This window comes from Streptomyces sp. AK02-01A (genome assembly GCF_033795305.1).
GTDB lineage: Bacteria > Actinomycetota > Actinomycetes > Streptomycetales > Streptomycetaceae > Streptomyces.
Map to the genome: position 1 here is coordinate 174,750 of NZ_JARBAE010000005.1, position 13,587 is coordinate 188,336.

Annotated in this window: 7 protein-coding genes; 1 reads left to right on the forward strand and 6 read right to left on the reverse strand. The window is 70.8% G+C overall.

Features of this window, described 5'->3' with window-relative positions:
• Positions 1–59: 59 nt before the first annotated feature.
• From PV679_RS08130 to PV679_RS08145, 4 genes are all read right to left on the reverse strand, one after another.
• Positions 60–950: an esterase/lipase family protein gene (locus PV679_RS08130; protein ID WP_319679387.1), complete on the reverse strand. Its 891-nt coding sequence runs from the start codon at positions 948–950 to the stop codon at positions 60–62.
• A gap of 158 nt (positions 951–1,108) precedes the next feature.
• Positions 1,109–2,125, reverse strand: coding sequence for a DNA polymerase thumb domain-containing protein (locus PV679_RS08135; protein WP_319679388.1), 1,017 nt, complete (start codon positions 2,123–2,125; stop codon positions 1,109–1,111).
• Entirely contained in the window at positions 2,122–5,664 is a 3,543-nt protein-coding gene (locus tag PV679_RS08140; RefSeq protein ID WP_319679389.1) for a DNA polymerase III subunit alpha, read from the reverse strand. Before PV679_RS08140 ends, PV679_RS08135 begins: the two co-directional genes overlap by 4 nt.
• A gap of 211 nt (positions 5,665–5,875) precedes the next feature.
• A complete protein-coding gene (locus tag PV679_RS08145; protein ID WP_319679390.1) occupies positions 5,876–6,958 on the reverse strand; it encodes a S1 family peptidase in 1,083 nt (360 codons plus the stop codon).
• A 357-nt stretch (positions 6,959–7,315) separates the two neighbouring features.
• On the opposite strand from PV679_RS08145, the gene PV679_RS08150 reads away from it, so the two are divergent.
• Positions 7,316–8,182, forward strand: coding sequence for an alpha/beta fold hydrolase (locus tag PV679_RS08150; protein ID WP_319679391.1), 867 nt, complete (start codon positions 7,316–7,318; stop codon positions 8,180–8,182).
• 57 nt (positions 8,183–8,239) lie between these two features.
• On the opposite strand, the gene fxsT is transcribed toward PV679_RS08150, so the two are convergent.
• The gene (gene fxsT / locus PV679_RS08155) at positions 8,240–12,187 is read right to left on the reverse strand and encodes an FxSxx-COOH system tetratricopeptide repeat protein (protein WP_319679392.1); all 3,948 of its coding nucleotides are present in this window, start codon (positions 12,185–12,187) and stop codon (positions 8,240–8,242) included.
• Positions 12,171–13,526, reverse strand: a complete 1,356-nt coding sequence (gene fsxC / locus PV679_RS08160) for an FxsC protein (protein ID WP_319679393.1) — start codon at positions 13,524–13,526, stop codon at positions 12,171–12,173. Before fsxC ends, fxsT begins: the two co-directional genes overlap by 17 nt.
• Positions 13,527–13,587 lie beyond the last annotated feature (61 nt).

Consider the following 13,587-nt stretch of genomic DNA (forward strand, 5'->3'; position numbering starts at 1 on the left):
TCATGGGAGGCGGGGCCGCGACGCGCGGTCCCGCCTCCGCCGTTTGCGGTCCGCGACGGTCAGCCGATCACCGAGGCGCAGGTGGTCGGCGTGGCGCGGGCCGGGTCGAGGGCGTTGGCGACCTCGTGGAAGGCGATCCTGTCGATCGTCCCGATCGCGCCGTGCTCGGAGAAGTCGACCGGGCACAGGTCCTGGAGCAGCACATTGCGTACGTCGGGACCGTTCAGGAACTGCGAACGGTACGGAGTGACCACCTCGTCGTACCGGGTCGCGATGACGGTGTAGCGCACTCCCGGGACCGTGTCGCCGCCCGCGTTGAGCCTGGTGAGGAAGGGCGATCCGGCCAACTGGTCGGCGAGGCCCGGTGTCTTGTCGTTCAGCAGATCTCCGGCTCCCGGGAAGTAGGCGAGCAGCCCGGCCAGTCCGAGCAGAGTCGTGCCGTGGTTGTCGGGCGCGATGCCGACCAGCGCGTTCACCTTCGCCGCTCCGCCCAGGAACTTCAGGTAGTAGCGCGGCATCATGCCGCCCTGGGAGTGGCCGACGACATCGGCCTTCGTGGCGCCGGTGGCGGCGAGCACTCCGTCCACATAGGTGGCGAGCCGGGCCGCCGAGGCGTCGATGGGGCCGAGGCCGTAGAAGACCGGCACACCGGGGAGTTGGCCGTAGTCGAGGGAGAAGACGCAGTAACCGCGGTTCACCAGATACGGCGCGAGGCCGAGCCAGTTGTCGATGGAGTTCCCGAAGGTGCCGTGCACCAGGACGACGGGTCGTGGATGAGCGGCGGAGGGCTTGCAGGAGTAGTTGTTCCAGCCGCTGCTCGCGGCGGAGGAAACGGTGGTCGAGGCGGCGGTCCGGGCGGCGGCGGGCGTGACCGCGACCGTCGCGGCCAGCAGCAGTGCCGCCAGCGGTCCGAGCGCGCGTTTCCAGGGCAGCGTTTTCCAGGGCAGCATCGGGCGGTCTCCTTGCGGCTCAAGGGAATGGCGATGACTGTCAGCCCATATGGCCCGGACCACAAAGATGGCTGTGCTCATGCCAAGTTACGCACTGGTAAGAAGCGGAGGGAAGTTACGCGTCGGTAAAAACTCCGGCCGACCGCCTCACCGTAAGCTCAGGCGGCCAGCGATCCCGGTATCAACACCTGCGGGCCGAACTTGGCACGGGCCAGGTCCGCCACCGCCTCGATCCGGCGCGCCCGGTCGTCCACGGGGTCGAACGTCAGTTGCCGGGAGGCATGTTCGGCCGGTGCCAGGCCCTCGGCCCGCACCGAGAGGGCCCGGACCCGGGCCCGTTGCAGTCCGAGCGACTCATGGATCCGGTACACGGCGCCGGCGAGCGCCGCCGAGTGGGCGGTCGGCTCGCGCAGCGTACGGGTACGGATGGTCGTGGACCGGTCCGCGTATCGCACGGTGAGCGTCAGGGAGCGGCACACCTGGCCCGTTTCCCGCATCCGGATGCCCAGTTCCTCGGTGATCGAGAGCAGTGCGCGCCGGTGCGAGTCCTGGTCCAGTTCATCGCGGGAGAAGGCCCGTTCGGCGGCGAGCAGGGAGGATCTGCCGCGCTCCGGGCCGTGATGGTGTGCGGCGGCGTCCGGGACGAGCGTCGTGCGGTCGATGCCGTGCGCCTTCTCGTACACTTCACGCCCCGTACGCACCCCGGTGATCCGCTGCAGCGTCGACAGCGGCACGGCGGCGGCCTTTCCCACGGTGTCGAGTCCGTACGAGCGGAGCGCGCGGGCCGTCGCGGCGCCGATCCCGGGCAGGGCGGCGACCGGCCTGGGCTCCAGGAACCGTTCGACCGCGCGCTCGTCGTCCGCCACCACGAGCGTCGTCCCCGGCGCGGCCTGCCGCGCGGCCATCCTGGCCAGCATCGAGGTGGCGGCCACACCGACCGTGCAGCCGGCGCCGAGGTGCGCGAGCGCCCGTACCCGCAGTACGGCGGCGATGCCCGCCGCGTCCTGCCCGAAGTACCGCTGCGCGCCGCGCACATCGACGAGCGCGGTGTCCGGCGGCAGCGCCTGGACGGCCGGGCTGATGTCCTCGATCAGTCCGAGCAGAGCGGGCAGCGCCGCCTCGACGGTGCCCGCTCCGGGCTCCGGGCCGAAGTGGAACCGGATACAGAGGATCATCCCGCGCTCCCCGGACTGGAGTGCCACAACTTCCGTCCGGTGGGCATGCCTTCACCGGGCGGCTTGAGGTCCGCCCAGGGATTCATCTCATAGCCCGTGGGCAGATGGATGCGCCGGCCGTGGTCGGCGGACGGGCCCGGCGGACCGGAGGAGGCGGCCGGGTCCGGCGCGTCCAGCGCGGCCGCGACCGCGTCCAGGCCGCCTTCCTTCCGCAGCTTCACCAGCTCCGCCAGATTCCAGGCCGCCGTCCCCACCACGCTCAGGCTCCGCGCGCCGCGCCGCTGCACCACTCCGCGTACCAGCAGCAGCCAGGAGTGGAAGACGGTGTGCGCGCACGCCTCGTGACTGTCGTCGAAGAAGGCGAGGTCGACCAGGCCCGTACCGTCGTCCAGCGTTGTGAAGATGACCCGCTTGCCGGATCTGATCGGCGGCGTCTGGGTCGCCGCCTTGGCGCCCGCGACCAGCACGGTCCTGCCCTGCGGCACCTCGCGCAGCCGCTTGGCCGACATCACTCCCAGCTCCTTCAGGAACGCCTCGTGATCTTCCATGAGATGGCGGGAGACATCCATGCCGAGCACACCCAGCTCGGCGCTGAGGCGTTCCGCGTCACCCAGGTCCGGCAGCCCCGCCGGAGCGGTCCGCCGTCCTCCGCCGAGCGGTAGCTGATCTCCGCGGGAGCCGGATTTCCGCTGCGCTCCGTGCAGTTCGGACAGATGCAGCAGCAGATCACGCCGATTGGCGCCGAATCCGTCCAGCGCGCCCACCTGCGCGAGCCGTTCGGCGACGGGCCTGCTGGGCCTGGCCCGCTGCCAGAAGTCCAGCAGCGAGGAGTAGGGCTGTCCCGCCTCGATCCGCGCCGTCTCCGCCGCGCTGATGCCATGGACGTCACAGAGCGCCAGCCGCAGCCCCCACACTCCTGCCCCGGCCCCGCTCACATCAGAGGTACCACTCACATCAGAGATCCCACCCACATCAGAGGCACCACTCACACCAGAGGTCCCGCCCACATCAGACACCAGTTCGATTCTATGAGCGGCCGCCGACCGGTTCACATCCAGCGGCAGCACCGGCACTCCGCGCCGTCTGGCGTCCGCGAGCAGCAGCCGCTTCGGATACATCCCCGGGTCATGCGTGAGCAGCCCGGCGTAGAAAGCGGCCGGATGGTGCGCCTTGAGCCAGGCCGACTGATAGGTCGGTACGGCGAAGGCCACGGCGTGCGCCTTGCAGAAGCCGTACGAGCCGAACGCCTCGATGATCTCCCAGGTGCGCGCCACGACCTCCGGCGTGTATCCCTTCTGCCGCGTCCGCCGCTCGAACCAGGCGCGGATCCTGGCCCCGGACTCCGGGTCGGACAGACCCCGCCGCACCTTGTCCGCCTCCTCCCGGCCGCAGCCGGTCATGATGTCCACCATCCGGATGATCTGCTCGTGGAAGACGACCACGCCATAGGTCTCGCGCAGCGGTTTCTCCAGATCCGGATGCGGATGGCGGACGGGCGCCCGGCCGTGCCTGGCCTCGATGAACGGCCGCACCATGTCGGCCGCCACCGGTCCCGGCCGGAAGAGTGAGATGTCGACCACCAGATCGTGGAAGGTGGCGGGCCGGAGCCTGGCGACCAGATCGCGCTGGCCCGGCGACTCGATCTGGAAGCAGCCCAGGGTCTCGGCGGAACGGATGAGCCGATAGGTCGCCGGGTCGCCCTCCGGCACCTGTTCCGGGTCGTCGATGTCCACCTTCTCTCCGGTGGCCCGCTCGATCTCCGCGACCGCGTGCGCCATCGCCGACTGCATCCGTACGCCCAGCACATCCAGCTTGAGCAGCCCCAGATCCTCGACGTCCTCCTTGTCGAACTGGGACATCGGGAAGTTCTCGCCGCTGGTCGGCACCACCGGAGTACGGCGCAGCAGCGAGGCGTCCGAGAGCAGCACTCCGCACGGGTGCATGGCGATCCCGCGCGGCAGCGCGTCCAGCGCCTCCACCAGCTCCCACAGCCGCCCGTACCTCGCTCCCTCCCGGCTCTCCTTCGCCACGGCCCGCAGCTCGGGCAGTTCCGCCATCGCGGCCCGCGCGTCACGGGCCCGGATGTGCGGGAAGGACTTGGCGATCCGGTCGATCTCGGCCGGGTCCATGGACAGGGCCGCGCCCACGTCCCGTACGGCATGGCGCACCCGGTAGGTCTCGGGCATGGCGACGGCCGCGACCCGCTCGGGGCCGAAGCGGTCGAGGATCGCGCGGTAGACCTCCAGCCGCCGCGCGGACTCGACGTCGATGTCGATGTCCGGCAGTCCCGGCCGCCGGCTGGAGAGGAAACGTTCCATCAGCAGTCCGTGCCCGACCGGATCGGCATGTGCGATCCCCAGCAGATGGTTGACCAGGGAGCCGGCGCCCGAGCCACGCGCGGCGACCCGGATGCCCATGCCTCTGATGTCGTCGACGACCTGGGCGACGGTGAGGAAGTACGAGGCGTAGCCGAGCCGGCCGATCGTGCCCAGCTCGGCGTCCATCCGCGCCCAGTACTCCCGGTCCCGGTCATAGCCGCGCAGCACCATCCCGGCGGCGCAGCGCGAGCGCAGCACCCGCTCGGCGGTACGGCGGTCCGCGCCGACCAGCCGCGGCTCGGGGAAGTGGACGGTGCCGATCCCCAGATCGTCCTCGGGGTCGACCCGGCAGGCGGCGGCCGTCTCCTCGGTCAGGGCCAGCAGCCGGTGCGCGGTGCCGCGCCGCAGTCCGGCCGCCTCGGCGACCAGCTCGGCGGTACGGATCATCCCGGCCGGGTCCTTGAGCCAGCGCTCTCCGCTGTCCAGGCCCCGCCGGGGATCGATGGGGACCAGCCGGCGGGCCGCGTCGAGGACATCGGCGACCGGGCCCTGTCCGGCGTCGGCGTAACGCACGGCGTTGCTGAGGACGGCCCGTACGCCTTGTTCGGTGGCGAAGCCGAGAGTACGTGCGGCATGCCGCAGCGAGCCGGGTCCGGCGCCCGGCCGGCCATGGTGCACGATCTCCAGACGCAGCGCGTCGCCGTAGATCTCACGCCACGGCACGAGCAGCCGCGCGGCCCGGTCGGGGCGGCCCGCCGCGAGGGCCCGGCCGATCTCGGAGTCCGGTCCGAGCAGCACGGTCAGTCCCTCGCCGTGGTTGTCCGTCCAGGGCACCAGCGGGCCGCCGTCCCCGGCGGCGTGCGCGGTGGAGACCAGCCGGCAGAGCTGCGCCCAGCCCGTCGCGTCCCGGGCCAGGAAGACCGCGCGCGGCGCGGACTCGTCGACGAAGGCGCCGCCGCGCACGGGAGCGCGCCTGCGTTCGGTGGGGCTCTCCGCGCGCGCCCGCTCGCCCACCGCCAGCTCCACTCCGAAGAGCGGCCGCACACCGCTCCTGGCGCACGCCTTGGCGAAGCGGACCGCTCCCGCGAGGGTGTCGCGGTCGGTCAGGGCGAGGGCGTCCATGCCCCGCTCGGCGGCGCGCTCGGCCAGCCGCTCGGGGTGCGAGGCCCCGTACCGCAGGGAGAACCCGGAGACGGTGCGCAGATGCGTGAACCCGGGCATCACGCACCTCCTGGATCTGTCCGTTCTCACCTCCCCCGTCTCCACCATAGACCAACTTTCGAACGTTCGTGCGAAAGCCGTGGCGCCCTCTTCGCACCGGCCCGGTGAGCTCCCGGAACCGGCAGAGCCCGGCCCACCAGTGGTGGGCCGGGCTCCGGAAGGCAGCCTGGGCCGGACAGCCGGCCGGTCAGCCGGTCAGCCGGTCAGCCGGTCAGCCGATCTGGGCACCGAACGCGGCGAGCGCCTCCGTCGCGGGCTGGAAGAACGTCTCACCGCCCGAGGAGCAGTCGCCGCTGCCGCCCGAGGTCAGCCCGAGCGCGGTGCCGCCCGCGAAGAGCGAGCCTCCGCTGTCGCCGGGCTCGGCGCAGACCGTCGTCTGGATGAGTCCGTTGACGATGTCGCCGCCGCCGTAGTTCACGGTGGCGTCGAGCCCGGTGACCTGGCCGCTGTGCACCTGGGTGGTCGAGCCGCTGCGGGTCACCGTCTGGCCGACGGTCGCGTCGCCCGCCTGAGTGATCGGCTGCGAGCTGCCGTCATAGAGGTCGACCTCACTGGGATGCGGCACATCCGCGGTGTACCTGACCAGGCCGTAGTCGTTGTCCGGGAAGCTGGAGCCCTCGTTCGTCCCGATCTCGGTGCCCTGCGCGTCGGACCAGGTCTGGATGGCCTCCGTGCAGTGCCCGGCGGTCAGGAAGTACGGCTCGCCGCCCTTGACCACGTTGAAGCCGAGCGAGCAGCGTCCGCCGCTGCCCGTGATGGCGTCGCCGCCCGAGACGAAGGGCTTGAACTCTCCCGCCGTCTTCCTGAGCTCGGCCTTGTCGCCGAGCTCCTTCACCACGCCGCTGAGCTTGTTCCACGCCTCGCCCTTGACCGTACGGTCGGCCGTGACGACCACCTTGTTGGACACCGGGTCGACGACCCAGGACGTCCCCGGCACGGTCGCCCTGTCGGTGAGGACCGCCCGGGCGCTCCTGAGCTCGGTGAGGGAGTTCTCGACCAGTCTGGCCCTGCCGCCCGCCTGGCGTATGGCCTCGGCCGCCCGCTCGTCGACGACATTCACCACGAGCGCCCTGGTCTTGGCGTCGTAGTACGAGCCGGCCGTGTCACCGCCCAGCTTCTCGTCGAGGGTGGATGCGAGGTTTCCGGCCGCCGTCGCCGTCAGCGACTTGACCGTGAACTGAGGTGTTCCCTCACTCGCGTTCGCAGTCTGGAAGGTGATACCCGCGACCGCCAGGGCGAGTACGGCACCGCCTGCCGCCGTCGCCCGCTTTTTGGACACACGCCTGTGCTGCAACGTCAACCTCCTGTGGGGGCCGTGTCAGGGCATGTGGGGTGTCCTGGCACGGAGGATGAGGCGCCCACTATTCCGAGACCGGCCGGGAGCACACAAGGTCGACTTCAGGACGCCCGTACGGCGAGTACGCCGCGCCCGGCACCGCCGGCCGCTCCGCCACGGCCAGGATCGGTTCCATTCGCGAACACCTGGAGCAATCACCACGTCATCAGCGGGTGAGGACTAGTCCTGTCTTGAATTCGCCCTCGACGGACCGGCGTCCGCACCGTCAACGGCCCTCGATGGGTGATCAGTACACCGACGGGGAATGCAGGGACACGGTGCCCGCACCGGGTACGTACGAAGAAAGGGGCACGGGTGCGACGTCGGGTGCGCGCGGCGGACGGGCGGCATCTGATGGTGGAGCGTCTGGGAGACCCACGCGGCAGACCGGTCTTCCTGCTGCACGGCACACCGGGCAGCAGGCTGGGACCCGCTCCGCGCGGCATGGTGCTGTACCAGCGAGGGATGCAGCTCATCGCCTACGACCGTCCGGGATACGGCGGTTCAGACCGGCTCCAGGGACGCAGCGTGGCCGATGTGGCCCAGGACGTCAGGACGATCGCCGACGCCCTCGGCCTGGAGCGGTTCGCCGTCGCGGGCCGCTCGGGCGGCGCCCCGCACGCACTGGCCTGCGCCGCGCTGATGCCCGACCGGGTGACCCGGACCGCCGCGCTGGTCACGCTCGCGCCCCGGGACGCCGCCGGGCTCGACTGGTTCGAGGGCATGGCGGCCTCCAATGTCCGGGAGTACACCACCGCGTCCGTGGACCCGGACGGCGTCGCCGCCCGGCTCACTCCGCGCGCGGACGCGATCAGAAAGGACCCGGTACGGCTGCTGGACGATCTGCGCAGGGAGCTGACCGACTCCGACCGCGTGGTGGTCTCCGACGCCGGCGTCAGGACCATGCTGCTGCGCAACTACCAGGAGGCGCTGCGGAGTTCCGCGTACGGCTGGATCGACGACGCCCTCGCCTTCTGCAGCCCCTGGGGTTTCGATCCCGCCGACATCCAGGGGCCCGTACTGCTGTGGCACGGCGAGAAGGACGTCTTCTCACCGGTCGGCCACTCCCGCTGGCTCGCGGCACGCATCCCGGGCGCGACGGCCGTCCTGGAACCGGCCGCCGCGCACTTCGACGCGCTGCGCGCCCTCCCGCGGATCCTCACCTGGCTGATCGACGACTAGTAGTGCCTGGTCAGACACGGGCTAAGGGCTGTCCCCGCCGTGCGCGGCCGGCCGGTCTCACACCGCCATTGGCTCCAGATCGCGGTGGGCCCTCCGCTCGTCGCGCGCCAGCCGGGTCAGCGCGTGATCCTCGCCGAGCAGCCGCGTCAGCTCTCCGGCGGTCTCCGCGCGCAGCCGCGCCGCCTCGTCCTTGCGGCCCAGCGCGCCGAGCGTCACACACATGTTGGAGACGACGGCGAGCACCTCCGGATGGTGCGCGCCCAGCACCGCGCGCAGTCCGGCGACAGCGTCCCGCTCGATGGCCAGCGCCTCGTCCAGCTCGCCCAGGTCCACCTTGGCGTTGGCGAGGTTGACCGTACAGAAAAGGGTGTGCGGATGCTCGTCCCCGAGCACCTCCCGCATGGTCCGCAGCGCGTCCTGGAGCAGTTGCTCCGCCAGCTCCGGGCCGCCGCAGCCCCAGTGGTAGATACCGAGGTTGTTGATCGCGGCGAGAGTGTACGGATGCCGCTCCCCCGGGACCCGCGTGTACTGGTCGACGACCTCCTGCGCCAGATCCCGCGCCGCCACCGGCTCGCCCGCGGCGAAGTGGTCGGCCGCCAGATTCAGATCGCAGGCGAGCGAGTCCGGGTTGGCGTCGGCGCCGTACTTGGCGCGGTAGCGGTTGCGGGTGGCCGTGGTCAGCCGCCGGGCGTCCTCCAGCAGGCCGGCCCTGCGCAGCGACACGGCGAGGCTCTTGGCCGCGGCCAGAGTGCCGGGAAAGGCCCGTCCCATCTGTTCCTTGTAGAGGGCGTAGGTGCGGGTGAGCAGCGCGACCGAGTCCTCGTACCGGCCGATCTCCCGCAGATCGCGCGCCAGGCTGGTGGCCGAGGAGAGGGTGTACGGATGTCCCGGGCCGAGCACCTCGGTCCGCCGGTCGAAGACGTCCTGGTCCATCTCGCGTGCCTGCGCGTAGCGGCCGACCATCCGCAGATTCAGCGCCCGGTTGTTGGCGGCCGCGAGTGTCCTCGGATGGGACTCGTGGAAGATCCCGCTGAAGCCTTCGTGCGCCTCCGTCGCCAGGTCCATCGCCTTGCCGTACTCACCGAGTGTGCCGAGGTCCATGGCGAGACCGCTGGTGGTCATGTACGTATGCGGATGGGACGGCCCCAGGACCACGCGCTGGCGCGCCAGGGTCTCCTCGTCCAGCTCCCGCGCCTCCACGTAACGGCCCTGTGAGCGGAGGATGTTGGAGAGATGGAAGCGCAGATACAGATACTGCGGATCGTCGTTGCCGAGCTTCTCCCGCCAGCTTTCGCGCAGTTCGCCGGCGAGCTCGGAGGCGGCCGGCCAGTCGCCGCGCTTCCACAGATAGCGCACTCGGTCGATCATCAGCCGGCGGGTCTCCGGCCGTCGGCAGAGGCTGGCCTCGGACGGTGTGAGGTGCGGCCAGATCGTGTTGAACCTCTCCCAGGTGGCGGGGTTGTCGATCGGTTCGTCACCATCGGGACGGGCGCCCGCGAGGATGCGGTGGACCGCGTGCCGGGCGTCCATCTGCTCCTCCTCGGTGAGCTGGGCCCGGATGATCGCCTGGACCAGCCGGTGCACCTGGATGCTGTTGCCGACCTGGTCCACCTTGGCCAGCGCGAACCGGCCGATCTCCCGGATGACCCGGCCGAGGACCAGGGTCTCCTGGAGCGAGACGTCGTACGGCTTGAGCGCCTCGATCATCTCCTTGCTGTAGAGGAGGTTCGCGGAGATCGGCTCGGGCGCGAAGAAGGCGCAGAGCTGGAGCAGCCGTACGGCGGCGGGTGAGCGTTCCTTGAGCCGCTCGATGGAGATGTTCCAGGTCGCGGCCACCGGCTCCGGATAGCCCACGGGCTGGTTGAGGGCCAGCACACTGGGGGCCTGCCGCGCGAGCTGGTCCAGATAGTCGGCGACGGGAGTGGCGGTCTCCGCGATCCAGGCGGCGGCCTGTTCGACGGCGAGCGGCAGATCGCCCACGGCGGTGGCCACCTTGTCGGCGTCCTGGGCGCTCAGCCCCGGCGCGCGCCGCTGGAGATGTTCGACGGACTCCTCACGCAGGAAGACATCGACGGGCAGCGCGTCGCCGTACTGCGACCAGCTCTGGTTGCGGGAGGTCACCAGGACATGGCCGGGACCGCCCGGCGGGAAGAACCGCTGGAGCTGCGCGGGGTCGTCCGCGTTGTCGAAGACGAGCAGCCAGCGCGAGGACGGTATTCCGCGCCGCAGCAGATCGACCGCCTCCTGCGAGGCGGCCGCCATGTCGTCGCCGCCCTGCGCCCCGAGCCGTACAGCCAGTTCGGCGAGGCCGGCCACCACATCGGCGGTCTGCTCGGACGAGATCCACCAGACCAGGTCGTAGTCGGCCATGAAACGGTGCACATACTCCAGCGCCACCTGCGTCTTGCCGATACCGCCGAGCCCGTACAGGGTCTGCGGCTGCGGCAGCACCACGGCCATTCCGCCGCCGAGCTGGTCGCGCATCCGCTCCAGCACGAGGGAGCGGCCGGTGAAGCCGGCGTTGCGGGCGGGCGCGTTCCAGATCTTCGGGACGGTGCCGGGAAAGCGCGGGCCCGGCGAGACCGCGTCGCTGAGCTGTACGGGCCGGTCCAGCGCGCGCAGCAGCGCGGTGGTGGCGTGCACCTCGTCCAGCCGGAACAGGTCCACCGGGTTGCGGTCGATATAGGGCGTGGTGAGCCGGACGTCACCGACGCGCAGCGGCAGCAGATGGCGCCGGCCGCCGCCGGGTTCCTCGGAGGCGGCGCGTGCCCATACCTCCACGGCCCGCGCGGACTTGAGATACGCGCTGGAGAGCAGCACGACCGTACGCGCGGCGTTCTCGGCGGCGCCGGCCCCGGTGCGCCGCGCGCCGGCGGTCTCCGGGCCGGCGGAGACATCGCGTGGCACGACCCGGAAGCCGGCCCGTGTGAGCACCGATTCGATCCAGTCGGCCCACATCCGGTTCTCGGCCACATAGCTGAGGAAGAGATCGGCGGGCAGCGCGGGACGGCGGCGGGTGAACGCGTCCCTGATCCGCAGCCTGATCTCTTCGCCGACCTGAGGCATCGAGGTGATGGCGCCGTCGGTGACATAGCTGGTCAGCCGTTCGAAGGCGGAGAGCAGGGAATTGCTCAGTCCGGCCTCGTCGCCGAAGGTCGCCAGCGTCTCCTCGTAGGCGTAGTAGGGACGGTACGGAATCTCCACCGCGCCCCAGTAGGCGGTGAGTCCCTCTCCGGTGAGCCCGCCGGGAAAGCGGTCGAACTTCAGCCGTGCCAGGGCCCGTCCGGCGTCGGCCTTCTCCTTCTCGCCCTCGTCGATGCGCATCGGCACCGGGAAGATCCGGATGCCGCGGCCGCCGTAGCGCTCGTCGATCTGGCGGGCCACCGCGGCGGCGCCGTCGATGGACTGGTCGCTGAGGGTGAAGCAGTCGACGAGGACATCGGGCAGATGGACCGTGCAGATGTCGGCGATGTCGCTCAGGCCCGTCCGGCTGTCGATGAGGACGTAGTCGTAGTGGGCCTTCATGTCGTCGCGCAGGGCGTCGAAGAAATGGCCGCCGCCGAGCCGGTCGTAGAAGTTGTCCCAGTCGAAGGTGGAGACCGTCGCGGAGTATTCGCGGTTCTGCTTGCCGGCGGAGACGAAGTCGAGCGTGCCGCCGGCCGGGAATTCCCAGCCCAGCGGCTCCGGAGTGAGAGAGACGGCGTGCGGCTGGATCCGCGCGTAGTCGCGGTGCCAGTCGCCGGGACGCTCCACGGGGCTGGTCGCGGCCCAGGCGTACTCGGTGATCAGATCGATGACACCGGTGGTGGCGCCGAGGGTGGAGGGGTCGAGAAAGGGATGGAAGAACCGGTGCAGGCCCGGTGCCTCCAGATCCCAGTCGACGGCCAGGACCCGCTGTCCGTTGGCGGCGAGAATCCAGGCGGTGTTGGCCAGGGCCATGGTGCGGCCCGTGCCTCCCTTGTACGAGTAGAAGGTGACGATGCGTCCGTCACGACGTTCTGTCATCCGTGTCCTCCGCATCGGGCGCCAGGTCGTGCGTCTCGGGTATGTAGTGCGTCGTCGCGTAGTCGGCGGCCATCGGGCCGCGCAGCCGCGGGCGTTCCGTGTGGCCGCCGCCGGCCGGTGGATAGGCCGCCGCGTGTCTCAGATACTGCTGGGCCGCCGCCTCCACCACCTGCGGCAGGATCTGACCGAACGCCTCCATGCTGGGCACTCCTTTGGCGGCGGCCCGGCAGGCGGCGCGGCCCTGGCCCATCTTCTTCGGCATGGTCCGCTCAAGCTGGTCGCTCAGCTCGGCGTCGGCCGCCCGGCTCTGCCGGTCCTCGCGGTTCCACGGCACGACAACGCTCACCCAGGGCCGGTGCTCGGCGTCGAACTGGGCGAGCCGCTCGCGCTGTTCGTCGTCGCGCAGGGCCCAGCGGTCGACGAGCAGGATCTCCGGCCGGGTGGGTGCCTGTTTGCCTTCGTGCGGTACGGACACCTCGTCGAACGAGATGATGTCGGCCTGGTAGTTGAGAGAGCGCACCAGATCCCTGGCGACATACGCCAGCGGCCGTGCGGAGTCCGGGTGATAGGGATTCCAGTCCTGGGCCATGCTGCCGTAGTAGTGGGCCTCCCGGCCCTCCGGCAGATCGTGCCGGGTGGGAGCGGCCACGGTGACCTGCATCGGACGCGGCCCGCCGTTCGCGCCGAAGGCGCTGGGCGCCTGCCGGTAGTCGACGGGACGGCCGGGGCCGACGGCGGCCGTGTCGGCGACACTGACGATGCGTTTGGCGAGTTCGTAGACCGCCCGCTCGTACTCCTCGGCGAACACCCGGAGCTTGATCAGGCCGTAGAGCCCGTCGGTGACATAGCGGTCTCCGAAGTCCCGGTGATTGAACTGGAGCCGCTCGGCGGGACCGGGCAGTTGCTGCGGCGGCACCGGCACCCAGAGCGCGGGGACGATCGCCTCCGCCGTGCGGTTGTTCTTGGCCTGCTCCCAGATGACGCGCTGGGCGAAGGCGTACCACTCCTTGCCGCACATCTCGCTGGCGAAGTAGCGCGGCGAGAACAGCGGCACGAACACCCGGCAGGTGGCCAGCACTTCGCCGAGCCGTTCCGACCAGCCCTCGCCGGAGCGTATCTCCCGGTCGATGAAGCCGGCCTGGGCCCCGGCCGGCAGGTCCGTCATGGCCATCACATGGCCGCACAGATCCCGGAAGAGCCGCTCGACCCACATGTCCGGGTCGGGTCCTCCCACACCGTTCCTCGGTGTGTGCGCATAACTCAAGAAGAAATACGGCCGATGGTCAGCCGCTCGCTGCTGCGGTGACGCGTACACACGACCCCCGTCCTGTGTGAGCACTCGCCTCCGCGATCGACGCGGACGCGAGCCAATCAATCATTCCGGAGCTGAGCCCGCTCCC

Coding starts and splice junctions, on each gene's coding strand:
- fxsT (WP_319679392.1), bottom strand. CDS start 12,187: ATGACAGAACGTCGTGACGGACGCATCGTCACCTTCTACTCGTACAAG.
- PV679_RS08140 (WP_319679389.1), bottom strand. CDS start 5,664: ATGCCCGGGTTCACGCATCTGCGCACCGTCTCCGGGTTCTCCCTGCGG.
- PV679_RS08135 (WP_319679388.1), bottom strand. CDS start 2,125: ATGATCCTCTGTATCCGGTTCCACTTCGGCCCGGAGCCCGGAGCGGGC.
- PV679_RS08130 (WP_319679387.1), bottom strand. CDS start 950: ATGCTGCCCTGGAAAACGCTGCCCTGGAAACGCGCGCTCGGACCGCTG.